Raw genomic sequence first — 25,510 nt, forward strand, 5'->3', positions numbered from 1 at the left:
TCCGAACGAAACACGAGAATGCGACAAGGAGCCCGATCTCATGAAAGTCCTTTTTGCAGGTGGCAACGGCTACACGCCGCAATTCAGCGGCGGCGTCCAGTCCAGCACCCATCATCTGGCCGAGCAATTGATCGAGCATGGCCATGAGGCGTCGGTGCTTGCCGCGCTCTTCGGCCAGGGCGTCTTCGGCTACAAGGCGCGCGCCAAGATGAAGCTCTTGCGGCAACGTGCCGTCATCGACTCCTATCCGGGCTATCCGGTGGTGCGGGCCTGGTTTCCCTGGGAGGCTGCCGGCTTTGCCGTGAAGAAGCTGAGGCCGGACGTCGCCGTGGTTCAGTGCCACAAGTCGGTTCCGATCGGCAAGGCGCTGGAGACGGAAGGCGTTCCGCTGGTCGTCTATCTCAGGAATGTCGAATTCCATGAATTGGGTGGCGACCTGCGTGAATTGCGTTCGGCTCTCTACATCGCCAACTCCGAATTCACGGCGCACACCTACAAGCAGAAATTCGACATCGATTCGACGGTCATTCCGCCGACCATCAATCCCGGCTTCTACAGCACGCCGACGACAGGCGAATACGTCACGCTGATCAATCCTTACGAGGAAAAGGGCTTCGACCTGGCGGTGCGCATTGCCGCCGCCTGCCCCGAAATCCCGTTCCTGTTCGTCGAAAGCTGGAAGCTCGACGACGATCATCGGGCCCGCATCGAACAGACGATCGCGCCATACCGCAATGTCAAGCTGGAGAGCCGTACCAGCGACATGAAGACGGTCTATGGCCGCACCAAGATCCTGCTCGCGCCCAGCAAGTGGGAGGAGGCCTGGGGCCGGGTGGCGTCGGAAGCCCATTGCAGCGGCATTCCCGTCGTCGGCTCGCGGCGCGGCGGCCTGCCCGAAGCCATCGGCTCGGGCGGCGTGGTGCTGGACTATGACGGTCCGCTCGACGATTGGGTGGCGGCGATCAAACTGCTGTGGAACGATGCCCAGGAGTATGCGCGGCTTTCCGCGGCGGCGCGTACATTCTCGGAGCGCCCGGCTTTGGACCCGCAGCGTCAATTCGCCACGTTCTTCTCGTTGCTCGACAAGGCGGCGGCACAACGAACTACACGCCAAGCTGCGTGAGCTTTGCGATGCAGCGCCCGTCGTGGCGCTGCATCCCTGTTCCCGGCGTTACTGGCGGGGTCAGGCCGGTCGCTTGACCCGGCTCTTCAGCGTCTCGTAGCCGCGTTCGCCAAGCAGCGTGCGCGCCACTTTCTTGACCACAGTCTTGCGCCCTTCGGGCGAATTGACCTGACGCAGCCTGGCCGGCAGGTTGCGCGCCGCCTGGTTGAGCGCCGGTAGCGACAGCGCGTCGGGATAGGTCACCAAATGGGTTTCCACGCACAGCACCGGCTTGCCGGAAAGCTTGGCGATCTTGAGCGCCTGCTGATGCTCGCTTTCGATGAACAGGATCGCATCGGTCTTGGCGTAGAAATCGGCCTTGAAACTGCCATGCACGCCGAGCCGCTGCCGTTCCGCCTTGCTCGGCAGGTCGAGCATGATCAGTTTGTTGTATTTGACGTCGTGCTTGTCGAGCCAGGCCTCGGTGAGCTTGCGGTATTTCTCCAGTCGGCTGGTGACCAGCCAACCGATCTTGCGGGTCGGCGCAAAGAGCGGCCGCGCCTCGGCGAGGAATTTCTCATAGGCCGGGCCGTCGTCATTTTCCGCCTCGGTCGGATCGAGGCAAAGCACGCCGTCGATATCGACGCAGCTTTGCTCGAGGAACTTGTGGTGCATGAAATTCCACTGGAACATCCTGGGGTGCGGCACCACTTCGAAGACGACGTCGGTCTCCTGATGCTGCGACAGGAGCCCGAACACCGCCGCAAAAATGAAGTCCGCCTTGATGCCGGCGGCCTCGATCCGGTTGCGCGCGTCACGCATGGCGTTGCCGCCGCTGACGCTGTCGTCGATCACCAGGATCTTGCGCATGTCGGAGGCCTGCCGGTCGAGCGCGGCGCGGCGCTTGGTGATGCCCGAGGAGTAGATCTTGCCGGCGATGAAGCTGTCGAGGTCGGTCATCGGGATGTTCGACGCAAGGCTGACCAGCGTGGCGGCGAGAATGCCGCTTCTCGGCACGCCGACCACCAGGTCGATGTCGCGAGGCAGCCGGTGAAGGTTGCTGACGATGGCGTCGTTCATGTCGGAAATCGATCGGTAGTGCATGGTCTGGGTCGGATCCTCGAGTGTGCGCATGTTATTTTGCTCCGCTGGGCACAGCCGCCGGCGCCCGCATCGGCACCAGCTTCAAGGCCTCGCGCAAGGCTTCGCGGCCGGCGGCGAAGCAAAGCGAAACCAGGATGGTGGTGACATAGGACAGCACCACCGCGCCGGCCATGGCGACGATATGCTGTTGTGGCAGGAACGGCTTGGCGAACCACACGGCGGCCAGAGCCAGGTGCGCGCCAAGCACGAAGGGGGTTGCCGCGCGCAGCACATGGTGTGCCTTCAGCGGCCCGGTCTTGCCGATATAGAGCCACAGGAAAGGCGTTCTCATGTATTCGCTGACCGCATAGGCGATCGCCACGCCGAGCGCGCCATAGGGCAGTCCGATGAGGAAGGCCAGCACCGAGGTCACCGCCGTCACGATGCCCCAGCGCATGAAATCGCCCGAGCGGCCCTGGCTGACGAACAGCCAGCCCGCGGGATTGTTGAGCGGCTGCAGCAGCCCGGCAAAGCCGAGCGCCAGGAAGATCGGGGCGCTCTGCCGCCACTGCTCGCCGAGCACGAAGGGGATCAGCACGTCGGACATGGCGGTGGCGAAGGCGACGCCCGGCAGCGCAACCAGCAGGATCAGCGGCATGACGCGCAGATAGGCGCTGCGGTAGCGGTCGGGCTCGTCCTTCAGCCTGGAAAGGGCCGGCACCATGACCTTGGAGAGCGGGTTGGTGATCTGGCTGAGCGGGAACAGCAGCAGCTTGTAGGCGCGGTCATAGAGGCCGAGCTGGGCTTCGCCCCAATATTTGCCGATCAGCACATTGTCGAGGTTGCGGGCAAAGAAGTTGGCGAAGTTGAAGCCGGTGATTCCGGCACCGAAATTGAGCAGTTGGCCAATGCCCTCGACCTTGCGCGGCATGCCTGGCCGCCATCTGGAGCTGACCCAATAGCAAAGTGTCGGCAGCACCGCTCCGGTCAGCGTGCCGGCAAACAGCGCCCAGTAGGAACGGTCGATGAAGGTCCAGGCGATCGAAACGGCAAGACCCGTGACGGCGCTGGCGACGTCGATGATCGCCAGGCGGGTGAACTGCATGCGGCGCGTCAAAAGCGCCAGGTGCTGGGCGCCGAGGCCATAGGCCATGATCTGCAGCCCCAGTGCCGCCACCAGGCCCGAAACGCGCGGTTCGCCGTAGAAGGCGGCGACCAAAGGTGCGGCGCCAGCCAGCACGCAGGCAAGGACGGCACTGACCGCGACATTGATCCAGAAGAGGGAATTGACCTCGTCGTGACGGATGCCGGTTTTCTGGATCGTCGCCTGGGTCAGGCCGAAATCCTGGAACAGCGCGATAAAGGCAAGCACTGGCGCACACATCGCCACGACGCCGAAATCCTGCGGCGACAAGAGCCGCGACAGCACGATGACGGAGATGATCTGCGTCGCGACGCGCACGGATTGCGCCATGGCCGTGACGATGGCACCGCGCCCGACCGATCTGCGGAGAGAGCCCTCTGGCGGATCGAATGCATTGGCTTCCAAATTCAGGATCCCTGATTTTTCGCACCAGCCGTGACATCACGACCGGCAAACCGCCGCCTCGGACAAACTACGGCAATATTTTTGCAGTGCAACAAAAAACATGGATTCTTGCTACGCTGCACCAAAAATGTTGCGATGCAGCAAAAGCTGTACTAGCATCCCTGTGGGTGGGCCAACAGCGGTCGAGTTTCATGCTGCATGTCCTGTACTTGGTACATGACGTTTCCGATCCGGCGGTGCGACGACGGATCATAATGCTCAGAGCAGGCGGCGCCAGGGTTACACTGGCGGGCTTCCGCCGCACCACAGGCCCGGTCACGGAGATCGAGGGACTGCGTCCGATCGACCTCGGCGCGACGCGCGACGGCCGATTCGGCCAGCGTCTGGCGGCGGTCGCCAAGGCGGCGGTCTCTATCGGCTCGAAGCTCGCCACGATGCCGCGGCCCGACCTCATCATAGCTCGTAACCTTGAAATGCTGGCGCTTGCCCGGCGCGCCAAGGCCGTTTTCCAAGGGTCGGTACCGATCGTCTACGAATGCCTCGACATCCATCGCCTGGTGCTTCGCGACGATTTGCTGGGCAAGGCGCTACGCGGCGCGGAACGCTATCTGGCGCGCGACGTGAAGCTCCTGGTGACCAGTTCGCCGGCCTTCATCGCCAATTATTTCAAGCCGTTTGGACAAATCGCCGCACCGGTCGAGCTGGTCGAAAACAAGTATTTCGATGCGGCACCGGTGGTCGCCGATGGCCGGTTGAAAGCGGAAAATCCTGCCGCGCCGCCGTGGCGAATCGGTTGGTTCGGTGCGCTCAGATGCCGCCGCTCGCTGCAGCTGCTGGCAGATTTCACCCGCCGCCTCGACGGACGCTTCGAGGTCATCCTTCGAGGTCGCCCGGCGCTTTCCGAATTTCCCGATTTCCACGCCTTCGTCGAAGCCGAGCCCTATCTCTCCTTCCGCGGCCCCTATCGCAACCCGGAGGACATGGCGGCGATCTACAGCGAGGTGCATTTCTCCTGGGCGATCGATTTCTTCGAGGAAGGCCAGAATTCCGAATGGCTGCTTCCCAACCGCCTCTACGAGGGATGCCGCTTCGGCGCCGTGCCGATCTCGATGGGCAACACCGAAACCGGGCGCTTCCTCAACCAGCAGGACATCGGCGTTCTGTTGCCTCAGGCCGCGCCCGAGGTGCTCGAAACGGCGCTGGGCAGGATGGAAGAGGATCGCTTCCGCAAGCTGAAGGCGCGGGTGCTGGCCCGCAACCCGAGGACCTGGAGCTACGATCGCAGCGATTGCCGGGCCTTTGTCGACAAGCTGCGTGGTCTGGCTGCCGCGCCCGGCCCCTTCGTCACCGAGGCGCTGGCATAGGATGACCGGGAATGGAAACAAGGATGGACGAGGCCTGATGACGCAAACCGAAATGCCCGCATCGAACTTGATCGTCATTCCGTGCCTCAACGAAGCAGCCCATATCGGGGCGCTGCTCGGGCAGCTTCGGCCGGCGGCCGAACGGCTCGGCGCCCGCATCGTCGTTGCCGATGGCGGCAGCACCGACGGTACGCTGGCGATCGTCGAGGCGGTCGCTGCAAAGGATCCGCGCGTCGTCCTGCTCCACAACCCGAAGCGCATCCAGAGCGCCGCACTCAATCTTGCCGTGGCCAGTTTCGGCGATGGTGCTGAATATCTGATCCGCATCGATGCGCATGGCGGCTATCCCGATGACTATTGCGACCGGCTGGTCGAGGAGGCACTGGCCATGGGTGCGGATTCGGTCGTCGTCTCGATGTTGACCAGCGGCACCGGCGCCGTGCAGAAGGCGGTTGCCGCGGCGCAGAACTCGAAGCTCGGCACCGGCGGCTCCAAGCACCGGCATTTATCGGCTGGAGAATGGGTCGACCACGGTCACCACGCATTGATGCGCATATCGGCCTTCAAGGCAGTGGGCGGCTATGACGAGACGTTCAGCCACAATGAGGATGCCGAGTTCGACCACCGGCTTCGCCAGGCCGGCTACCGGATCTGGATGAGCGGCAGGACGCAGATGGTCTACTATCCGCGCTCCTCGCTGAAGAGCCTGTATTTCCAGTATCTCGGCTATGGCCGCGGCCGCGCCAAGAACGTTCTCAAGCATCGCGTGATGCCGAAGGTCCGGCAGATGATACCGCTGCTGGTGTTTCCCGTGGTTCTGCTGGCGCCCTTTTCTCTCGTGTACCTGCTGGCGGCGTTGCCGTTCCTTGTATGGTCGATGGTCTGCATCTTCTATGGCCTCGTGACCGCCATCAGGCGGCGCGATATGGCACTTGCGCTTGTCGGGGTGTCGGCGATGGTCATGCATCTGGGCTGGTCGATGGGCTTCTGGCTGCAGCTTTTCGAGCCGCGACCGCAGACGCAGCACGGGGTGGCGTAATGGGGGCAAAACGCAGCGTCGACATCTGCGTCTGCACGTTCCGGCGGCCCGAGCTTGCCGACACGCTTCGCTCCATCGCCGCCATGGACCGGCCGGAGGGTTTCGAAATCGGCGTCGTTGTCGCCGACAATGACGATGCGCCGAGCGCCCAGCCGCTGGTCAAGGCACTGGCGCAGGAATTGAAGCTGCCGGTCCGCTACCGCCATGCTCCGGCACGCAACATCTCGGTGGCGCGCAACGCCTGTCTCGACGCCAGCGTATCGGACTTTGTCGCCTTCATCGATGACGATGAAACGGCCTCGCCGCAATGGCTCGCCGAGCTGGTCGCCACCGCCGAGGCGAGCGGTGCAGCCGCCGTGCTCGGCCCGGTAAAGGCGCGATACGGCTCGGATGCGCCGGCCTGGATGCGCAAAGGCGATTTCCACTCGACCCTGCCGGTCTGGGTGCATGGCGAAATCCGCACCGGCTACACCTGCAACGTCCTGCTGAGGACAACCGACGCCAGCCTTCGCGACCGCCGCTTCAGCCTGGCGCGCGGCCAGACCGGCGGCGAGGACACCGAATTCTTCGATCATATGGTCAAGGCCGGCGGCCGCATCGCCTTTTCGCCGCGCGCCTTTGTCGACGAGGTGGTGCCGCGCGCCAGGGCCGCATTCGACTGGCTGCGCCGCCGCCGCTTCCGTTTCGGCCAGACCCATGGTCACCTGCTCGGCAACAACGCAACCGGCTCCCGGCGCGCCAGGGAGATCGGCCTCGCCTCGGCAAAGGCGGCCTATTGCTTTGCCATGGCGATCGCGACGGCGGTCAGCCCGGTTCGCCGGAACCGCAGCGTGCTGCGCGGCATCATGCATGTCGGCGTCGTCAGCGGCCTGATAGGCGTTCGCGAAATCCGCCAATACGGACTGCCTTCGCCGCAGGAAGGGGGCAAGCGTGCAGCCTGACGTCAGCTTCGTCATCGCCGCTTACAACGCCGAGGCGACCCTCGACCGGGCGATCGCCAGCGCGATTGCCCAGCGCGACGTCAGCGTCGAGGTCGTCGTCGTCGACGACACCTCGCGCGACAGGACGCTCGAGGTGGCGCGGTCCTACCCACAGGACATCGTGCGCGTCGTCGCTTTGCCCGAAAACCGTGGCCCCGGCGGCGCCAGGAATGCCGGCCTCGAGCTTGCCCGCGGCCGCTGGGTCGCCGTCCTCGATTCCGACGATGCCGTCTATCCCGGCCGGCTCAGCACCATGATCGCGCGAGCGGAAAAGGCCGGCGCCGAGATCGCGATCGACAACCTCCAGGTCGTGCGCGAGGACGGCGTTGCCGAGGACACGATGTTCCCGGCCGCCTATCTGGAGAGCCTGGGCGAAATCTCGCTGGCCGATTACATATCCGGAAACATAGTCTTCGAATCGCGGTTCAACCTCGGTTATCTCAAGCCGATCTTCCAGCGCCGTTTCCTGAACGAGAACGGCCTTCGCTACGATGAAGGTCTGATCATCGGCGAAGACTACATCCTGTTGGCCAGCGCTTTGGCCAAGGGCGGCAGATGCGTGGTCGAGCCGACGACCGGCTACGTCTACCATATTCGCAGCGGCTCCATTTCCCGCGTGCTCGAGCTTCATCACGTCGAAGCGATGCGCAAGGCCGATGCGATCTTTGCCGAGACGCATGCGATGGACCCGGAGGCCGCGGCCGCATTCGCCCGGCGCAGCCGCAGCTTGCGCCGGGCGGCATCGTTCCTGTCTCTGGTTCAACACATCAAGGCGCGGTCCCCGCTCAAGGCGATATGGACGGCGCTCAGCGATCCGGCAGCGGTCAGGCATATGAGCATGCCGATCGCTGTCCGGCTGCGACGGGTTGCGGCACAGTTTGCCGTGGGGGCGGGGAGGTGAAGATGCGGGCACATGAAGGAACTTTCGTGGCCGGCAGGTATTGAAAGTCGATCTCCTCAGAAGGAATTTGCAATGAAGAAAGTCAGGAAGGCAGTCATACCGGTGGCGGGGTTGGGAACGCGGTTCCTCCCGGCGACCAAGTCGATGCCCAAGGAAATGCTGCCGGTGGTCGACAGGCCTGTCGTCCAATATGCGGTGGACGAGGCCTTCGAGGCCGGCATCGAGCACATCGTCTTCGTCACCGGCCGCAACAAGGCGGTCATCGAAGACTATTTCGACCTGCATCCTGAGCTGATCGGAACCCTGGAGCAGACCGGCAAGAAGGCGCAGCTCCAGTCGCTGGAAAGCCTGCTTCCGGTGGCCGGCGCCACCAGCTTCATCCGCCAGCAGTCGCCGCAGGGTCTCGGCCATGCGGTGTGGTGCGCGCGCGAAGTCATCGGCGACGAGCCCTTCGCCCTGCTGCTCCCCGATATGGTGTCCTTCGGCGGGCGCGGATGCCTTGCCGAAACCGTCGATCTCTATGAGCGCACCGGCGGAAACGTCATCGCCGTCGAGCGTTGCGAACCCAGCGAAACCAGCAAATACGGCATCGTCGGCCGCGGCGCTGAGGTCGGCAGCGGCTTCGAGGTGACAGCCATGGTCGAGAAGCCGGCGCCTGCCAATGCGCCGTCGAACTTCTACATCAACGGCCGCTATGTTTTGCAGCCGGAGATTTTCGCGCTGCTCGGCAACCAGCAACGCGGCGCCGGCAATGAGATCCAGCTCACCGACGCCATGGTCCGCCTGGCGCAGTCACAGGCCTTCTTTGCCCAGCCTTTCAACGGCCGCATGTTCGACTGCGGCTCGAAGGAGGGTTTCATCCAGGCCAATGTCGCGTTCGCCCTGGCGCGCGACGACATGAAGGGACCGATCTTCGAAATGCTTCAGGAATTCGTCCGGTCTCATGAGCGCCGGGAAGAAGCCGCATAATGCCCATTTTTTGGGAGTATGCGCGTGTCGATGATGGCGCGACATACGCCGCGCTTGGCCGATCCGGCCAGGCGCCTTCTGGCATGAATGTTGCGTGGTCTTTTCTGGTGACGACGCCAATCTTCGAAGGCCGATAGCGCCTGCAACCTGGAATTGGACCGACGATGAACTATGCCAACTTTCCTCTCGACAAGAGGGTGCCTTTGCCCGGTACAGACGCGGAAAAGGGCGAAGACTTCATCGACATCGAACGCCTGCTCGGCATGGCTGCCCGGCAGGCCAAGGTGGTGGCTGTGTGCGCGATCATCGGTCTGTTCATGGGCGTGCTCTATCTGCAGACCACGCCCAAGCAGTATATGTCGGTTGCCAGCGTGCTGATCGACGAAGGCCTGAACAAGGTCGTCGACGACATCTCGGCGGCGTCGGCCACCATGCAGACCGATGCCTCCCTTCTCAGCCAGATCGAGATACTCACCTCCGCGCGGCTGGCCGCGGTGGTGGTCGACAAGCTGAAGCTCGACCAGAACGAAGAGTTCATGAACCCTCCGACGTCTGCCCTGGCGAAGGGCATCGGCTTCGTGCGCGGGCTGGTTGGCTATTTCCGTGGCAGTTCGGGCCCGGACATCCCCGGCCTCGAAAATGTCGACGCCGCGACGCGCGAGGCCATGATGGTCACCGCCCGCCGCGACTACGCGATCCTCAAGCTGCAGAGCGAGATACTGGCGCAGCGCAACGGCCGCAGCTATGTGATCGACCTTGGCTATCAGTCGACGGACCCGGCGCTGGCGACCGCTATCACCAAGGCCTATTCCGAGGCCTATCTCGCCGACCAGCTCAATGCGAGCTTCGATGCCACCGAACGCGCGGCGGTCTGGCTGCAGGGCCGGTTGACCGAGCTTCGCGAAAGCTCGCAGAAGGCCGCCCTGGCGGTCGAGATGTTCAGGGCCGAGCACGGGCTGTCCGCGGGCAGCGACGGCCAGCTGATCAGTGACAAGCAACTGTCCGACCTGAACAGCCAGCTCATCGTCGCGCAGGCCGACACGGCGCGCGCCAGCGCCCGCTACCAGCAGTACAAGACCATCGTGGACAGCGGCTCGGACAATGCGTTCCAGGACTCCGCCATATCGAGCGACCAACCGGCCAGCTCGGTCATTGCAACGCTCAAAACCCGCTATCTGACCGTCGCCAAGCGGCTGCAGGATGTCGAGGCCAATTTCGGCAAGGATCACCCCCAGGCGGTAGCACTTGCCAAGGAAAAAGCCGATGTGTCGGCGCAGATCTTCGGACAGCTGAAGCAACTGACCGAAAGCTATCGCAACGATTATCAGGTAGCGCAGGCGCGCGAGACCGCGCTCAAGGAGAAGATCGCCACCGCCGCCGGCAAGAGCTCCATCGACAACCAGTCGCAGGTCAAGCTGCGCGATCTCGACCAGCAGGCGACGGCGCTCACCACGCTCTATCAGACATTCCTCAGCCGCTATGAGGAAGCCTCGCAGCAGCAATCCTTCCCGGTCGGCAAGGTCCGCATCATCTCCGATGCGACAATGCCACTGTCGGCGGCGGGCCCGCGCACATCCAAGGTGCTGGCGCTTACGCTCGTGCTTGGCGTGCTGCTGGGGGCCGGATTTGGCGGCCTGAACGAGTTCAACGAACGGTTCTTCAGAACCGGCGAGGACATTCGCGATCGCGTCGGCCTCAAATTCCTCGGCTATCTGCCGACGATCGGCGGCGGCAAGCCCGGCAAGGATGCCAAGCCGGACGATGCAGAGGCCGATGCCAAGATCGCCAGCCTGTCGGCCGCCGAGAAACGGGCGCGCATGCGGGTCAGCATCGACGCTCCCGCCTCGATGTTCGCCGAAACGCTGCGCAACGCCAAGATCGCCTTCGACGTCGTCATGGAAGGGCAAGGCAGCAAGGTCATCGGCGTGATCTCGCTGCTGCCCGGCGAGGGCAAGTCGACGGTCGCGGCCAATCTGGCGGGATTGCTTGCCGCCAACGGCGCCAAGACACTGCTCATCGACGGCGATTTGCGCAACCCCGGCCTCAGCCGCAGCCTCGGCATGGAAACCGAGCAGGGGCTGATGGAAGCTGTCGTCAACGGCCAGACCTGGCAGTCGGTCGGCAAGGTCGACCGGCAGACGAAGCTTGCGATCATCCCGGCCGTCCTGCGCGGCCAGTTCTCGCACACCAGCGAGCTTCTCTCCTCGGCCGGCATGCGGCGCTTCATCGAGAACGCCAAGGAGACGTTCGAATACATCGTCGTCGATCTGCCGCCGCTCGGCCCCGTGGTCGACGCCAAAGCCTTTGCCCCGCTGGCCGACGGTTTCGTGCTGGTCACCGAATGGGGCCGCACGCCGCGCGCGGTGGTGCGCTCGCTGCTGGAATCCGAGCCATACGTCGCCAACAAGATCGTCGGCGCGGTGCTCAACAAGGTCGATCTGAAGAAGCTGGCCAAATACGGATCGCTCGGCGGTTCCGAGAAGTTCTTCGACAAATATTCGACCTACTATCTGGACAAGTCGGAAACGCGCACCAGGGCGGCCGCCTGAAGGCGCCGCCGCTTCGCCGCTTAGAGCAATTCGAGGAAAAGTGCGCAGCGTTTTTCCGCCCGGAATTGCGTAAAAACAAATAGTTAGAGCGATTCGGCGGTTCTATGAAAAGCTGAACCGCTCTAGGAAAATAGCAGCTTGCCGTACTTGCCGGCTATCCTGACGGCGGTCAGCCGTCCGCTCTGAAAAGCGCCGGTGTCGATGCCGAGCCGATGCCCGTCGAGCCTGGGCACGTCGACGATCGTATGTCCGTGCACCACCCATCGGTCGAGCAGATGGACGCTGTCGAGGAAGTCGGAGCGGATGCTGAGCAGGTCGTCTTCGTCCTGCTCGGCGAGATCGATGCCGGGCCTGATGCCGGCGTGGACGAAAACGAATTTCCTCGAGCAGACCATTACCGGCAGCGCGCGCATGAAGCTGACATGGCTGGCAGGAATGACCTCGCGGATACGCCGGTCGACCGCTTCGCTCGAACTATAGAGATTGCCGAGATGCTGCGCATCGATCCCGTAGGAAAACAACGTTTCCAGGCCGCCCGTCGCCAGCCAGGGTTCTCGCGGAAGATAGCCGTCGAGATAGTTCAGCATCATCACCTCGTGGTTTCCCGCCAGGCAGACGCGCAGGAAGCCCCTTGGCGGCGGCGCCGTGAGATGGTCCAGCACGCGTTTGGACTGCGGCCCGCGATCGACATAGTCGCCAAGCATGATGATGATCTTGCGCCCGCGGAAGGGTAGCGCATCGAGAACGATCTTCTGCTCCAGCGAACGGAGTTCGCTGTAACACCCATGCACGTCGCCGATCGCATAGACGACCGTATCCTGCATATCCATCTGCAGCCGTTCGCGCGGCGCGGCGCGCGGCTTTCTCGATCGCTGGAACAGGCTCACGGATTGAGGCTCGGTGCTCGCACAGGTCTTTTGGCGTTAGGGAGCATGTCACACGGGCACGCATGAAGCCTCGATACCATGCTTGGCGCCGGAAATTCCATACCGGCGAGGAACAGTCCCTGTCTTGGTAAACAAGTGCTGGGAGCGGCGTTTATGCCGCCTTGAGCCGGTAGCGGAACACGGTGTGGTCGAGCAGCAGCCGTATGCGTGGTTCGGCCTCTATCGCTACCAGCCAACTCGCGGCGATCATGGTTGCGCCGACAGTAGCGATCGAAAGCAGGTACGGCACGCCGGCGCGGACCAGGGCGCCGAGCATGGCGGCGCCGACGACGTCATGGATGAGATAGAGCGGGTAGGTCATCAGCCCGATCCGGCGCCAGCCTCGCCAGGACAGGTTGAGCTGCAGTGACCATGCCATCAGTGCCGTGGCGACAAGGAATATGAGGATCGGCGGCGCATAAGGCATCGCGGCTTCGACCTTGATGCTGTGCACGTCGACCGAGCTTGCGATCTGCAGCACACCGCCAGCCAGGAACAGCGCCGAGAAACCGAGGCGGGCCCTCGTCACGGCCTTGAACCGCATCAGCCACAACATCACGCCAACCGCGAAAAAGCAGCCATGATGCACCAGCGCTAGCTGGAGCCAGCGCGTCTCGGCGAGATCGGACAAATCGAGGGGATAATAGAGGCACCAGAAGAACGTGCTGATCAGCCCGATCGCGATGGCCACGGTTTCCATCAGGTCGAAGCGGCCGAGCCGCAGCAAGGTCCAGACCACGGCGTAGAAAGCGATTTCGATGCCGAGCGTCCAGTAGACGCTGTCGACCCAGGGATCGAAGGGAACGAACAGGCCGGTGCGAACGAGCCGGATCACCGCATCCGTTGGCCAGCTGAGGTCGACCAGAAGCAGCACCGCAGCGGTAATGGTGGCACACACCCACACCGCCGGCGCCAGGCGCTTCACCCTTGCCTCGAAGAACCGCAACGGCGTCGACTTCTCGGCGCTGAAGGCGATGACGAAGCCGCTGATGACGAAGAACACCTGCACCCCGACCCAGCCGGATCCCAGAAAGTCCATTTCAGGATGCGGCGGGATGCCACCAGTGGCGCGTGCGGAAATACCGCCGGGGAACGCCCAAACCCAGTAGCCGTAGTGGTAGAACATCACGAGGACAGCGGCGAGAAACCGCAATATGTCGACGCCGCCAAATGTAGTCTTTTGCTGAGCCATGCCGTGTCATCGGGTGGCCCCCCACAGCAACACTAGGGTGGATTGCTGCATTGCACAACAGAAGATTGGGCACTGCGGCAATCGCTACGGGGTTGGCTCTGCATGAGGGGCAGCACCGACTTCGACAATGGCCAGCACAATTGGCGAGCCATCATCCATCTCAAGGGACTGCTCCAGGCGGTTGCTAAACCCCTATGCCGCGTCCCTTCAGCGCCGCGGTAATCTCGTCGAGGATGGCCGGATCGTCGATGGTCGCCGGCATCGTCCATTCTTCCTTGTCGGCGATCTTCTGCATCGTGCCGCGCAGGATCTTGCCGGAGCGTGTCTTGGGCAGGCGCTTGATCGTGACCACCGTCTTGAAGGCGGCGACCGGGCCGATTCGTTCGCGCACCAGGGAGACGACCTCGCTCTCGATGGCCCCGGCATCGCGCGAAACACCGGCATTCAAAACGACAAACCCGAGCGGAACCTGGCCCTTCATCTGATCGGCGATGCCGATGACGGCGCATTCGGCAACATCCGGATGCGCTGAAAGCACCTCTTCCATGGCGCCGGTCGACAGCCGGTGGCCGGCGACGTTGATGATGTCGTCGGTGCGGGCCATGACGAACAGATAGCCGTCCTCGTCCATCATGCCGGCGTCGGCCGTCTTGTAGAAGCCGGGGAACTCCTCGAGATAGGCCTGCCGGAACCGGGCGTCCGCATTCCACAGCGTCGGCAGGCAGCCGGCCGGCAGCGGCAGCTTGACCACGACATTGCCCAGAGTACCGCGTGGCACCTCATGGCCGGCATCGTCGAGCACGCGGATGTCGTAGCCCGGCATCGGCACGCCGGGCGAGCCGTATTTCACCGGCAGCAGCCCGAGCCCGGCCGGATTGATGGTCATCGGTGAGCCGGTCTCGGTCTGCCACCAATGGTCGATCACCGGCACGTTCAGTTTCTGCTCCGCCCATTTGATGGTTTCCGGGTCGGCGCGTTCGCCGGCGAGGAACAGCGTGCGGAATTTCGACAGATTGTATTTCGGCACGAATTCGCCCTTGGGGTCTTGCCCCTTGATGGCGCGGAAGGCGGTCGGCGCGGTGAAGAGCGCGACCACGCCATGCTCGGCGATGACCCGCCAATAGGTGCCGGCATCCGGCGTGCCGATCGGTTTGCCCTCGAACAGGACGCTGGTCGAGCCATGCAGCAGCGGGCCGTAGACGATGTAGGAATGGCCGACCACCCAGCCGACATCGGATGCCGCCCAGAACACCTCGCCCGGCTTCACGCCGAACTCGTTTTCCATCGTCCATTTCAGCGCGACCATATGGCCGCCATTGTCGCGCACGATGCCCTTCGGCTGGCCGGTCGTGCCCGACGTGTAGATGATGTAGAGCGGGTCGGTGGCAAGCACCGGGACGCAATCGACATTGGCGCCCGCGGCGCGCTCGCGGGCAACGGCGTCGGCATAGTCGATGTCGTAATGGTCCTTCAGTTCGCAGCGCAGCTGCTCGCGCTGCAGGATCAGGCAGGCGTCCGGCTTATGCCGGGAGAGCTCGATCGCGGTGTCGAGCAGCGGCTTGTAGGCGACGGTGCGTCCAGGCTCCAGGCCGCAGGAGGCCGAAATAATCAGCTTCGGCCGGGCGTCGTCGATGCGGGTGGCAAGTTCGTGCGAGGCAAAGCCGCCGAAGACCACCGAATGCACGGCGCCGATGCGCGCGCAGGCAAGCATGGCGAAGGCCGCTTCCGGCACCATCGGCATGTAGATGATGACGCGGTCGCCCTTGCCGATGCCGCGGTTCTTCAGCACCGACGTCAGCGCGACCACTTCGCGCTTCAGCTCGGCATAGGTGAACTTTTTGACCGTGCCGGTGATGGCGCTGTCGTGGATCAGCGCGATCTGGTCGGCGCGGCCGCCCGCGACGTGACGGTCGACGGCATTGAAGCAGGTGTTGCAGGTGGCGCCGGTGAACCAGCGACCATAGACGCCGGCTTTCGCATCGAAGACGCTGTCAGGCGGCGAATACCAGTCGATCGCCTTGGCCGCCTCGGCCCAGAATTGTTCCGGGTCGCGTTTCCAGCCTTCGTAGACTTCATGGTAGCGTGACGCCATCCAACTTCCTCCCGGGAAAACTTGCCGTCTTGCATTAGCCTATGCCGTTTTTCGAAACCATGTCTTCCCGGAATTTCGTCGATGTCCGATCTCGCCTTGGGAAGGATATCCGGCACCATGGTCTCGGGATCGAGATGCTGCGGCCAAGGACGTCGGCTCCGCCGCGCTGCTCGGGTGATTGCCCGACGGCAAGGCGGCCGTGCTTGCCGTGCTCTACAACGTTTCAGCCAGGGGTTTGAAGGACGCGACCAAAGCTTGATCGCCGTGACCGGGCAGGCACGTTGAGCCAGCCTGGCCATGCGGCCACCAAGCTCACAAGCGCCCCGGAGGCGTTCGTGCCGGTCGATGATTTCAGCGGTTAAAGCGGCAATGCCGCCAGCATCAGGCCGACGCCGCCGGCGATCAATATCGCCGCTGCCAGGGCCTTGCGATGACGTTCGAACGCCGTCGGCGCCCGTTCCCAATTGTAACGCATACCAACTACTCCCCTAAGCCCCGGCGACTTTTTAGCTTACCTTGGGGAACAAAAGCAACTCTCCGGCAGAATCGGCTCGCCGGCTTGACAAAGGCCGCCACTGATCGGCACGTACGATTGTCGATGAATTCGGGGGTTCCAATGAAGAAAACTTACGAAAAGCCTGTGTTGAGCAAGCGCGAAAAACTGTCGAACGTGGCGGCTACGGTTGTCAGCAGGTAGCCGACGCAAGAAGCCGCTTCAGCGATAGAAGCGGCCCGACGATAGACAGCACCCCGCTGACCGCGCTAATTGCTCTCCAGCTAACGTACATGGTCTGGGGAGGGCCCGTGGTCGAAATCGCGTCTGAAATGGTTCTGCGGCTGGCGGACGACGCCTCGGTGCAGCATGTCGGCGACGGCGCCGTCGTGCTTCTGGCGCGCAGCGGCCAGCTCTATACCTGCAACGGCACCACCGAAGCTTTTCTCGACAAGGTCGACGGCGCGCGCAGCCTCGACCAGATCGTCGATCTGCTGTCCGACGAGTTCGAGGTCGACAAGCATATGCTCGACCAGGACATGGCGGCCCTGGCCGCCGAACTGGTGACGGAAGGTATCCTCGCCGATCCGGGGGCGTGATGGCTGACGGCCCGTCCTTGCGCGCGCTGTTTCGCGCCCATCTATGGGCCAGCGCGCGGCTGATGCCGGTGCTGATCGGCCAGCGCGATTTCGAGACCGTGCTGAAATGGGCGCCGCTCAGCGCGCCGACCCCCTATCTCGGCCTGCCCTCCGCCTACATCGTCGCCAGCGTCAACCGGACGGTCAGGCATCCCTGGCTGATGCGCGACCGCAGGTGCCTGCGGGAAGGCCTGCTTGCCCATCGCTTCCTGCGCCTTGCCGGCTTCGACCCGGATCTGCGCTTCGGCGTCGACCCGAAGTCGATGCATGCGCCGCGCATGTCGGCGCATTGCTGGGTCTGTCTCGACGGCCGGCCGGTGGTCAGCGACAGCCTGCCCGGCATGGTGGAGATCTATCGTCACCACGCCGAGGGCAAATCCGCTTGAGCGGCTCGGCCGCAGATGCCTGCTATGCCCTTGACCGACAGGTCATCGGCGTCTCGGCCGAACGCGCCGAGCAGTGGCGGGAGTTGGACCGCATGCTCGGCAGCTTGCGCATCACCGGTCCGGTCGAGTCGGGTTTTCACGTCAACGTCCTCGAGACGCTTTCGCTGCCCGAGACGCCGGCCGGGACACTCGCCTTCGACGGCGAGGTGCCCGAGGACGGCCACTGCCGCATGGTCGATGGCGGCGACATCGTCCATCTGATCTTCCCCGGCCGCCAGACGGTCTCGATCCATGCCGGCGAGCGTCGGGCCGAAATCCGCGTCCGCCCGGATGCCAAGATTGCCTGGACGCTGTGGATGCTGGTGCTCGATGCCGCGCTGGATGCCGGCGGCCAGCATATGCTGCACACGGCCGGCCTGACGCTGCCTGACAGCGATGCCCTGGTTCTCATCCATGCGCCCAGCGGCACTGGCAAGACCACGACGTCGCTCGCTCTGGCGTCGCAAGGCTTCGGCCTCTGCTCGGACGATGCCATGATCCTGAATGTGGCGCCGGGCAAGGCCATTGCCTGGGGTCTGCCGCGCCATGTGAAGATCCATCGCAAGACGGCCGAATTGGTCCCGCTCGTCGCGCCCTGCCTCGGCCCCACCTGGGACCGCAATGGCGAACAGGCCGTTTCGCTCGAGCGCCTCGGCGAAATCATCCGCGTCGAAGGCCCCGGTGCCCGGCCGGTCGCGGCACTCCTTCATCTCGCGCGCTCGGCCGATGGCCAGACGCGGCTCGTTGCCATGGCCAGGACCGACGCCATGGTGGCGCTGGCCGCCGACAATGTCAGGACCGGCATGACCGGCCTGCTGCCGCTGCAGAAGCGCCGGCTGGCGACGATCGCCAGGCTGGTCTCGACGGTTCCGACCTTTACCCTGGAGGTGGGCGCACAGCCAGCCGACGCGGCGTCCCTGATCCGCTCGGCGTTAGCCGGCTGACGACAGGGATCGGCCTGACCGGGCTTGCTCGGGGTCAGGCACGATACGGCCTTGGCTTCGCCAGTCTCTGGACCCAGCGGAAAGCATCGCGCCGCAGGCGCGAACGCATCCTGTCCCTGGAGTTGACGCCGAGCAGCGTATCCCGGGTGATCAGCCATCTGGCGAGCCGGATGCCGAGATCGGGCCTGATCCGGCTGGCGAGTTCGAGCGCGCGGGGCGCGTCGAACAGCCGGCCGGTCACATCGAGCACGGTCGCCAACTCAAGCTCGATGCCGGTCATGCGCGCCGCCTCCAGCAGTCGTGCTTCCGCTTCGGGCGTTTGCAGCACCCGCACGCCTTGCAGCACGTCCACGCAAAGCTGCAGCCGGTGGAATTTGTGCCCGCCCGAAGCGTGGACGATGGCGATGGTGAGCAGGGCGGCCGGCGTGTCGGTCTCGTCGCCGTCGATCGCGCGCAGTTCCTTGAATCCCAGTGACAGCCGCCGCCGCATGCCGGAATCATGCACCAGATTGCCATGCAGTTCGATCAGCAGGCTCGAATTCTCCTTCTCCAGCCATTTGAACTCCTGCAGATCTTGCGACTGGACTTCGCCGCTGCAGAGCCGGAAACCAGACGCCGCGATCACCCGGTTGGCGTCGTTGAGACGGGCCGGCTCGACCAGGATGTCGATGTCGGTAAAGGGGCGGTCGGCGACGTGGCGGTACAGCTTTCGCGCAAAGACCGGACCCTTGACGATCCGCGCCGGAATCTCGTCCGCGGTAAGCGCCTTCATGATGCGGTCGCCATGGTACTGCAGCAGCATCGACTGCCCGGTTACCAACGTCGACTTCTGGCGCAGATCGGCCAGCCTAGCCTGCAAGTCCAAGTCCTGCGGCAGATGGGCGTCGCCGCGCTCCTGCAGCTTGCGCAGCATGATCGGCAGCACGCCGTGGAATTCGGCATTGGCGAGCAGGGCCAAAAGGCTATTGGCAGCGACGTCTCGGCCCCAGGCCGCAGGTGCCTCGGGATCGGCGAAAGTCAGCAGCAGTTTTTCATCGGCGGGCGAAAGGGATGGGAGCATCAACCGGGCAGCTTGGCGAATTCGCAGTCAGTTGCCGCAATGGTCGCAGAAAAGCCCTGGCGAAGCCAGCGCCGCTACATCCCCCAGCGCAGCGCAGCCGTATGCACGGGCGCGTCCCATAATGCCGTCGTCTCGGCGTCGAGCAGGGTCAGCGTGATCGAGCAGCCGGCCATGTCCAGTGACGTGACATAGGATCCGACGAGCGAGCGGGTCACAGTCACCCCGTGCTTTTCGAAAATCGCCCGGGCGCTGTTGTACATCAGATAGAGCTCCAACAGCGGCGTGCCGCCGAAGCCGTTGACGAACAGCAGCGCCGGGCCTTTCGCCTGGCCGCCGAGATCGCCCAGGATCGCGGTACAAATCTCCTCGGCAATGGCATCGGCGCTCTTCAAGGCATCGCGCCGCCTGCCGGGCTCGCCATGAATGCCGACGCCGAACTCCATCTCGCCGTCGCCGATATCGAAGGTCGGCTTGCCAGCCGCCGGCACCGTGCAACTGGTCAGGGCCACGCCCATCGAACGCGTCGCGCCATTGACGCGCTCGCCCAGCGCCTTTAGCGCTCCCAGCCCCATGCCTCGCTCTGCCGCCGCACCGACGATCTTCTCGACCACCAGCGTGCCGGCGACTCCGCGCCGGCCGGTCGTATAGGACGAGTTCTCGACCGCGACATCGTCGTTGGTCACCACCTGCATGACGCCCTCAGACATTTCGGCCGCCATGTCGAAATTCATCACGTCGCCTTCGTAGTTCTTGACGATGAACAGGCAGCCGGCGCCGGTATCGACGGCCTGCGCAGCCGCCAGCATCTGGTCCGGCGTCGGTGAGGTGAACACCTGGCCGGGGCAGGCGGCGTCCAGCATGCCGTGCCCGACCAGCCCGCCATGCAGTGGCTCGTGGCCCGAGCCGCCGCCCGAGATCAGCGCCACTTTGCCGGGCTTCAGCACCTTGCGGCGGACAAATTTGTGCTCGTCACCCGGCACCAGGATGTCGGCATGGGCGGCGACGAAGCCATCGAGGCTTTCGGTCAGCATCGTGTCCACCGAATTCAGGAATTTCTTCATGGTGTCCTCCCGACACGCTTTTGCTTAACAGGGATCAGCCGCTGCCCTTGCCGGCGATGCTGGTGATCTTCTGGATGAAATCGTTGATTGCCCGGTCGAGTGCCGCGTTCTGCTTGTCGTCGCCGAAATCGGGAACGATCAGCGACACGTGCCGCGTCTTGCGCAGACCCGATGCCACCGACATCTTGCCCGGATGCGCCTGGTGGTAAGCGACGAGGAACTGGTCGCGCTCGGCCTGACTGAAGTGGCAGACGGAAAAGATAGAAGGCAAATGTTTCGATGGGATCGGGATCGAATAGGCCGGGCTGGAGATCTGGGTGACGAAGCTGCGATGCTTGCCGAGCGCGTCGGCAAGGCGCTGGCGCATGCCGGACGGACGCTGGTCGATGACATGCGACAGGATCGTCTTGTAGGCGCGGATCGCGTCTTCCGAACCGGGTTCAGGTGTCTTGTCGACCATCCCGGCGCCTAGACGGTTACGTCCGCGATGGCCGCCTTGGCCATGGCGAGTTGGGCAGGCGCCACCGAGAGGTCGCGCAGGCCGGCTTCGAGCAGCCCCGGGATCGATGCCGGGTCGCCGCCGGCATCGCCGCACAGGCTGACCGGTATTCTTTGCTCCCGGCCGAAGGCAACGACCGAGGCGATCAATCGGAGCACGGCCGGATGTCGGACCGAGTTAAGATGAGCGACGGCAGTGTTGTCGCGCGCTGCCGCCATCACATATTGCGTCAGATCGTTCGAGCCGATCGAGAAGAAGGCGACATCGGCGAATGCCTCCGGCGCGATCGCCACCGAGGGCACCTCGACCATGATGCCGAGCGGCGGCGTTTTCTGCGCGACACCGCGCGCGGCAAGCCCGGCCTGCTCTTCGGCAAACAGGGCTGCGGCGCGCGCATATTCGTCAGCGACGGCAATCATCGGGAACATCACCTTCAGATTGCCGTGGATGCCGGCGCGCAGCAATGCCCGGATCTGCACGCGGAGGATTTCGGGCCGCGCCAGCGACAGCCTGATGCCGCGCAGGCCGAGAAACGGATTGGCTTCCTCGACCGTGAGGCCCGGCACCGGCTTGTCGCCGCCGGCATCGACGGTGCGGATGGTCACCGGCTTTTCGCCGGCCCATTCCAGCACCTTGCGATAGGCGCGGTATTGCGTCTCCTCGTCCGGCAGCGTCTTGCCGAACAGGAACTCGGTGCGCATCAGCCCGACGCCGTCGCAGGTGGCGATATCGATGCCATCGACGTCGGACAGATCGGCGATGTTGACCTGAACCCGCACAGCCGTGCCGGCCTTCGTCATCGCGGGCCGCGCCAGATAGGTTTCCGCCTTGTCGCGGCGTGCCGCGAAGGACGACGACGACCGGCGGAACGCCTCGATCTCGGCAGGCGACGGCGACAGCACGATGCCGCCATGCTCGGCGTCGAGCAGGGCTATACCGACGGGATTAGCCGGCGAAGCGCTTGGCCCTGCCGCCCCAAGCCCGACAACCATCGGCACGCCGCGCGAGCGCGCCAGCATGGCGACATGGCTGGCGGCACTCCCGGCCTTCAGGGCGATGCCGCCGCCAGAACTCCAGTCGGTCTCGAGAAACCGCGTCGGCGCTAGGTCCTCGCCGTAGAATATGGCGCCGGCCGGTGCCGTGCTCTCATCGTCCTCGCTCAAGGCGCGCAGCACCTGGTCCCTGATGTCGTGCAGGTCGGCGGCGCGCGCCCGGAAATAGTCCTGGTCGGAGGCCTCATAACCTGCGATTTCGGCATCCAGCACTTGTCGCCATGCCGCGTCCGCGGGTTGACCGGAGGCGATTGCGGCCAAAGCCGGGCCGCTCAGCGCGTCGTCCTCCAGCATGGCGATCTGGAATTCGAGGATGCCGGCGGCCTCGCTGTCGGCGGTCTCGATCAGGCCTCCTAGCCGCCCCGTGGCGATGCCGATTGCCGCTTCCAGAGCCGCTCTTTCGTCGGCCGCGGTCGCCTTGACCGTGTAATGCGAGGCGGCGCGGTCGAGACTGAACAGCGGCCCCTCGGCGTAGCCGGCCGAGGCCGAAATGCCTTGCAGCCTAAGCGGTTCGGGCATGGTCCGCGCCCTCGTCGAAATCGCGCCGCACCAGCTCGACCAGCGCCCCGACCGCCTCGCCGGCGCCGTCCCCTTTGGCGCGGATATGCAACAGCGTGCCTTTCGGCGCCTTGGCCGCCATGACCTTGACGATGCTCTTGGCGTCGAACCAGGGCCCGTTGGCGGCGAGCGCCACCTCGACCTCGGCCGCAAACGTCTTGGCGAGCTTGGTGAACTTCACCGAAGGGCGCGCGTGCAGACCGACCGCGTGGGTGATCAGGACGGTGGCTTCGGCGGATGCGGACATGCTTGTCAAAATTCCCGTTCGTTCACGACGGCGACAGTTCGTGCGCCGTCGCCACAACTTCCTTGAGCGAGGCGCCGCCGGACGCCTCGGTTGCCGCCATCACCGCGCCTTCGACGATCGGTGCGTTGCAGACGATGATCTTCTGCGCGCGCGGTTCGCCGATCATCTCCACCGCCATCTCCGAATTGGTCTCGGCGCCGCCGAGATCGACGAGGATGGCCACACCTGCCTCAGACCAGGCCTTCTCGATGGCACCCATGATCGCCTCGACGCTGGTTCCCAGCCCGCCATGGCCGTTTCCGCCGCACCATGCAAGCGGCACTTCGTCGCCGACCATCTGGCGCACCATGTCCGCGGTGCCTTCGGCGACCAGCGGCGAATGCGATACGATGACGATGCCGACATTGCTCATGCGTGCCTCTCGATTGTTTCGGCCACCGCCCGTACCAGCAGTGCTGTCGAGCGGGCGCCGGCGTCCATATGGCCGATCGAGCGTTCGCCGAGGAACGACGCGCGCCCGCGCAAGGCCTTCATCGGCACCGTGGCCTGCGCAGCCCTGTCGGCGACGGCGACGATCTCGGCTGCCGTCTTTCCCTCGGCCAGCGCCTCATGCACGGGTTGCAGTACGTCGAGCATCGTTTTTTGTCCGGTTTGCGACTTGCCGCGCGCGGCCACGGCTTCGATGGCCTTGCCGAAGGCCGCCGTCAGTCCGGCACGGTCCGGCTCCGCCGAAATCTCCTTGCCCAGCGCCATGAACAGCGTGCCGAACAGCGGGCCGGAAGCCCCGCCGACGGTCATCACCAGCTTGGTGCCGATCGCCTTCAGCGCCTCCGGCAGCGGCTTTACCGCGAAAGTGTCAGCCTCGGCACGCACCGCCTCGAAGCCGCGCTTCATGTTCAGCCCATGATCGCCGTCGCCGATCGCCTGGTCGAGCGCGGTCAGTTCGTCGGCATGCGCCGCGATCGTGTCCGCCGCTGCCGCGATCAACCTTGAAAGATCCGACGCCGCCATTGCCACCATGCTCCCGGCTCCTGCTCTGTCGGCAGTGTGGAAAGAACCCATGCCCGACATGTGCAGCATCGCCTTCCTGTCAGGCCGCCGCAAGCAAGGTGACCGCTGCCGCGAAGACTTCGGCCACGGCACAGGCGCCGGGGTCGACGACGCCGTAGAGCTGGCTGCCGACATAGGCGGACCGCCCGGCCTTGGCCTTGCGCATGGCGGCAGTTGCCTCGGCACCCCGTTGCGCCGCCGCCGCCGCATCCTCCAGGCCGCCGCTGTCGAGCGCTTTCAGGGCGGGCTCCAGGGCATCGATCATGGTGCGGTCGCCTGGCCTGGCGCCGCCGTAGAAGATCATCCGGTCAAGGCCGGCAAGCAGCGCCTTGCTCACGCTGGCGTCACCCTCCAGCGCCTGCGCCGCGGCGGTGAAGAAGATCGACAGCAGGACCCCGCTGGAGCCGCCCATCGACTTGCTCAGAATATCGCCGACCTCGCCGAGGGTTGCGGCAGGGTCGGCGAGCGGCAGGGTATCAAGTCGGTCGAGCACGCTGCGCGCGCCGGTCGCCACTGTCGAGCCGGTGTCACCGTCTCCGGCCTTGGCGTCCAGTGCGTTCAATGTCGCTTCCAGCGAGATCAGCCGTTCGCAGATGGTGGCGATAAGGCGCTCGGTATGCGCGTCCTTGCTGGCTTCCCTGGCGGCGTGCCGGACGGGCGCGCTTGCCAGCGTCACGATTGCCGGTGCACGGACGGCTCGAGCCGGCATCCAGGCGTGCGGCGCGACCGGCGCCCGCAGGGCCGCCTCGCGTGCCGCATCGAGCCGGATCAGCGACAGGGAAAAGCCGTTCATGTTGAGCGCCGTCATCAGCGGCCCCGGCCCTATCGTGAGCGTCACCTGGTCCGCCAGCGGTGAGGCAAGCACGGCGTTGGCGACAAGCGCCATCTCTAGCGGCGGCACGGAACCGAGATTGTTGATCAGCAACGCATAGTCGGCTGCCGGATCGAGTCGCGCGGCGATGCGCTCCACCATGATCGCAACCAGTTTCTCGGCACTCTGCACGGCAATGCGTTCGACGCCCGGCTCGCCATGGATGCCGAGGCCAAGCTCGCCATCGCCGGCCCCCAGCCTTTCCTCGTGCGGCTGTCCGGGGATCGAGCAGGACGAGAGCGAGATGCCGAGTGAAACGATATCGGCGGCCGCCGCGCGCGCTGCAGCCGCGACCGCCGCCAGGTCATGGCCGGTCTCCGACAGGTGCCCGGCGATCTTGTGCACGAACAAGGTACCGGCGACGCCGCGCGGCTGGGCGATGTCGGGCAGCGCGATATCGTCGGCGACGATCACCATCTCGACGCGAAAGCCTTCGGCGCGCGCCTTCTCGGCGGCCAGGCCGAAATTGAGGCGGTCGCCGGTATAGTTCTTGACGATGAGCAGGCAGCCGGCGGGGCCGGTAACCGAACGAATGGCCGCCAGCACCGCTTCCACGCTCGGCGAGGCGAAGATCTCGCCCGAAACCGCGGCCGTCAGCATGGCCTTGCCGACAAAGCCGGCATGCGAGGGCTCATGGCCGGCGCCGCCGCCGGAGACGACGCTCACCTTCGTCTTGTCCCAGTCGGCGCGCAGGATAACCTTTATCTCGGGATAGCCGTCGAGACGCGCGAGGTCGTCGGCGCCGATGGTCCTCAGCAAACCGTCCAGCGCTTCGGTGACGATCGAGTCCCTGCGGTTGAAAAAGTGCTTCATCGAATTCGTCCCGTCCCGTGCCGCGTCAGTCAATCAGAAATCCGGCGTTGCAA

The 25,510-nt window shown here is 64.6% G+C and carries 23 protein-coding genes; 10 read left to right on the forward strand and 13 right to left on the reverse strand.

Annotated elements, in window-relative coordinates; translation table 11 throughout:
- Positions 1 to 40 precede the first annotated feature (40 nt).
- On the forward strand, positions 41 to 1,123 hold the full coding sequence (locus A6B35_RS06600) for a glycosyltransferase (RefSeq protein WP_006205249.1): 1,083 nt from the start codon (positions 41 to 43) through the stop codon (positions 1,121 to 1,123).
- A 60-nt stretch (positions 1,124 to 1,183) separates the two neighbouring features.
- Here the strand turns inward: A6B35_RS06600 and A6B35_RS06605 are convergent, their stop codons facing one another.
- Together A6B35_RS06605 and A6B35_RS06610 are read right to left on the reverse strand one after the other, a co-directional pair.
- Positions 1,184 to 2,206 carry a phosphoribosyltransferase gene (locus A6B35_RS06605; RefSeq protein WP_040583719.1) on the reverse strand — a complete coding sequence of 341 codons (1,023 nt, stop codon included), beginning with the start codon at positions 2,204 to 2,206 and terminating at the stop codon, positions 1,184 to 1,186.
- Between the two features lie 31 nt (positions 2,207 to 2,237).
- On the reverse strand, positions 2,238 to 3,734 hold the full coding sequence (locus A6B35_RS06610; RefSeq protein ID WP_006205247.1) for a lipopolysaccharide biosynthesis protein: 1,497 nt from the start codon (positions 3,732 to 3,734) through the stop codon (positions 2,238 to 2,240).
- Between the two features lie 191 nt (positions 3,735 to 3,925).
- On the opposite strand from A6B35_RS06610, the gene A6B35_RS06615 reads away from it, so the two are divergent.
- The 6 genes from A6B35_RS06615 to A6B35_RS06640 all read left to right on the forward strand — a co-directional run bounded on the left by A6B35_RS06615 (position 3,926) and on the right by A6B35_RS06640 (position 11,536).
- The gene (locus tag A6B35_RS06615) at positions 3,926 to 5,098 is read left to right on the forward strand and encodes a glycosyltransferase family protein (RefSeq protein WP_040583714.1); all 1,173 of its coding nucleotides are present in this window, start codon (positions 3,926 to 3,928) and stop codon (positions 5,096 to 5,098) included.
- Positions 5,099 to 5,135: 37 nt separating this feature from the next.
- Positions 5,136 to 6,137, forward strand: coding sequence for a glycosyltransferase family 2 protein (locus A6B35_RS06620; protein ID WP_006205245.1), 1,002 nt, complete (start codon positions 5,136 to 5,138; stop codon positions 6,135 to 6,137).
- Positions 6,137 to 7,078, forward strand: coding sequence for a glycosyltransferase family 2 protein (locus tag A6B35_RS06625; RefSeq protein ID WP_006205244.1), 942 nt, complete (start codon positions 6,137 to 6,139; stop codon positions 7,076 to 7,078). The genes A6B35_RS06620 and A6B35_RS06625 overlap by 1 nt, the downstream gene beginning before the upstream one ends.
- Positions 7,068 to 8,018 carry a glycosyltransferase family 2 protein gene (locus A6B35_RS06630; protein ID WP_006205243.1) on the forward strand — a complete coding sequence of 317 codons (951 nt, stop codon included), beginning with the start codon at positions 7,068 to 7,070 and terminating at the stop codon, positions 8,016 to 8,018. Before A6B35_RS06625 ends, A6B35_RS06630 begins: the two co-directional genes overlap by 11 nt.
- A gap of 72 nt (positions 8,019 to 8,090) precedes the next feature.
- Positions 8,091 to 8,987: a UTP--glucose-1-phosphate uridylyltransferase GalU gene (gene galU / locus A6B35_RS06635; RefSeq protein WP_006205242.1), complete on the forward strand. Its 897-nt coding sequence runs from the start codon at positions 8,091 to 8,093 to the stop codon at positions 8,985 to 8,987.
- Positions 8,988 to 9,151: 164 nt separating this feature from the next.
- Positions 9,152 to 11,536 (forward strand): polysaccharide biosynthesis tyrosine autokinase, encoded by a 2,385-nt coding sequence (locus A6B35_RS06640; protein ID WP_065518158.1) that lies wholly within the window; start codon positions 9,152 to 9,154, stop codon positions 11,534 to 11,536.
- A 122-nt stretch (positions 11,537 to 11,658) separates the two neighbouring features.
- Here the strand turns inward: A6B35_RS06640 and A6B35_RS06645 are convergent, their stop codons facing one another.
- The 3 genes from A6B35_RS06645 to A6B35_RS06655 form a co-directional block, all read right to left on the reverse strand.
- Entirely contained in the window at positions 11,659 to 12,423 is a 765-nt protein-coding gene (locus A6B35_RS06645; protein ID WP_006206924.1) for a metallophosphoesterase family protein, read from the reverse strand.
- Between the two features lie 151 nt (positions 12,424 to 12,574).
- Positions 12,575 to 13,654 (reverse strand): acyltransferase family protein, encoded by a 1,080-nt coding sequence (locus A6B35_RS06650; protein ID WP_006206923.1) that lies wholly within the window; start codon positions 13,652 to 13,654, stop codon positions 12,575 to 12,577.
- 184 nt (positions 13,655 to 13,838) lie between these two features.
- On the reverse strand, positions 13,839 to 15,746 hold the full coding sequence (locus A6B35_RS06655) for a propionyl-CoA synthetase (protein WP_006206922.1): 1,908 nt from the start codon (positions 15,744 to 15,746) through the stop codon (positions 13,839 to 13,841).
- Between the two features lie 804 nt (positions 15,747 to 16,550).
- Here A6B35_RS06655 and A6B35_RS06660 point away from each other — a divergent pair.
- Genes A6B35_RS06660 through A6B35_RS06670 form a run of 3 tightly spaced genes read left to right on the forward strand, consistent with a single transcriptional unit; the run spans position 16,551 to position 18,246 of the window.
- Complete coding sequence (locus A6B35_RS06660; RefSeq protein ID WP_006206920.1) at positions 16,551 to 16,838, forward strand: PqqD family protein; 288 nt, start codon at positions 16,551 to 16,553, stop codon at positions 16,836 to 16,838.
- The gene (locus tag A6B35_RS06665; protein WP_040584357.1) at positions 16,838 to 17,263 is read left to right on the forward strand and encodes a lasso peptide biosynthesis B2 protein; all 426 of its coding nucleotides are present in this window, start codon (positions 16,838 to 16,840) and stop codon (positions 17,261 to 17,263) included. The genes A6B35_RS06660 and A6B35_RS06665 overlap by 1 nt, the downstream gene beginning before the upstream one ends.
- Positions 17,260 to 18,246, forward strand: a complete 987-nt coding sequence (locus tag A6B35_RS06670; RefSeq protein ID WP_006206918.1) for a phosphoenolpyruvate carboxykinase (ATP) — start codon at positions 17,260 to 17,262, stop codon at positions 18,244 to 18,246. The genes A6B35_RS06665 and A6B35_RS06670 overlap by 4 nt, the downstream gene beginning before the upstream one ends.
- Positions 18,247 to 18,280: 34 nt before the next feature.
- Here A6B35_RS06670 and A6B35_RS06675 read toward each other — a convergent pair whose 3' ends face one another.
- The 8 genes from A6B35_RS06675 to A6B35_RS06710 form a co-directional block, all read right to left on the reverse strand.
- Positions 18,281 to 19,306 carry a nucleotidyltransferase family protein gene (locus A6B35_RS06675; protein ID WP_006206917.1) on the reverse strand — a complete coding sequence of 342 codons (1,026 nt, stop codon included), beginning with the start codon at positions 19,304 to 19,306 and terminating at the stop codon, positions 18,281 to 18,283.
- A gap of 74 nt (positions 19,307 to 19,380) precedes the next feature.
- Positions 19,381 to 20,367, reverse strand: coding sequence for a dihydroxyacetone kinase subunit DhaK (gene dhaK, locus A6B35_RS06680; RefSeq protein WP_006206916.1), 987 nt, complete (start codon positions 20,365 to 20,367; stop codon positions 19,381 to 19,383).
- 34 nt (positions 20,368 to 20,401) lie between these two features.
- Positions 20,402 to 20,827 carry a hypothetical protein gene (locus A6B35_RS06685; protein WP_006206915.1) on the reverse strand — a complete coding sequence of 142 codons (426 nt, stop codon included), beginning with the start codon at positions 20,825 to 20,827 and terminating at the stop codon, positions 20,402 to 20,404.
- 8 nt (positions 20,828 to 20,835) lie between these two features.
- Positions 20,836 to 22,437 (reverse strand): phosphoenolpyruvate--protein phosphotransferase, encoded by a 1,602-nt coding sequence (ptsP, locus tag A6B35_RS06690; protein WP_006206914.1) that lies wholly within the window; start codon positions 22,435 to 22,437, stop codon positions 20,836 to 20,838.
- The gene (locus A6B35_RS06695; RefSeq protein WP_006206913.1) at positions 22,421 to 22,723 is read right to left on the reverse strand and encodes an HPr family phosphocarrier protein; all 303 of its coding nucleotides are present in this window, start codon (positions 22,721 to 22,723) and stop codon (positions 22,421 to 22,423) included. The genes ptsP and A6B35_RS06695 overlap by 17 nt, the downstream gene beginning before the upstream one ends.
- A gap of 22 nt (positions 22,724 to 22,745) precedes the next feature.
- The gene (dhaM, locus tag A6B35_RS06700; protein ID WP_006206912.1) at positions 22,746 to 23,135 is read right to left on the reverse strand and encodes a dihydroxyacetone kinase phosphoryl donor subunit DhaM; all 390 of its coding nucleotides are present in this window, start codon (positions 23,133 to 23,135) and stop codon (positions 22,746 to 22,748) included.
- Positions 23,132 to 23,734, reverse strand: a complete 603-nt coding sequence (gene dhaL, locus A6B35_RS06705; protein WP_006206911.1) for a dihydroxyacetone kinase subunit DhaL — start codon at positions 23,732 to 23,734, stop codon at positions 23,132 to 23,134. Before dhaL ends, dhaM begins: the two co-directional genes overlap by 4 nt.
- Before the next feature lie 79 nt (positions 23,735 to 23,813).
- Positions 23,814 to 25,457, reverse strand: coding sequence for a dihydroxyacetone kinase subunit DhaK (locus A6B35_RS06710; RefSeq protein WP_006206910.1), 1,644 nt, complete (start codon positions 25,455 to 25,457; stop codon positions 23,814 to 23,816).
- Positions 25,458 to 25,510 lie beyond the last annotated feature (53 nt).

The sequence above is a fragment of the Mesorhizobium amorphae CCNWGS0123 genome (assembly GCF_001686985.1).
In the GTDB taxonomy this organism is placed as follows: Bacteria; Pseudomonadota; Alphaproteobacteria; order Rhizobiales; family Rhizobiaceae; genus Mesorhizobium; species Mesorhizobium amorphae.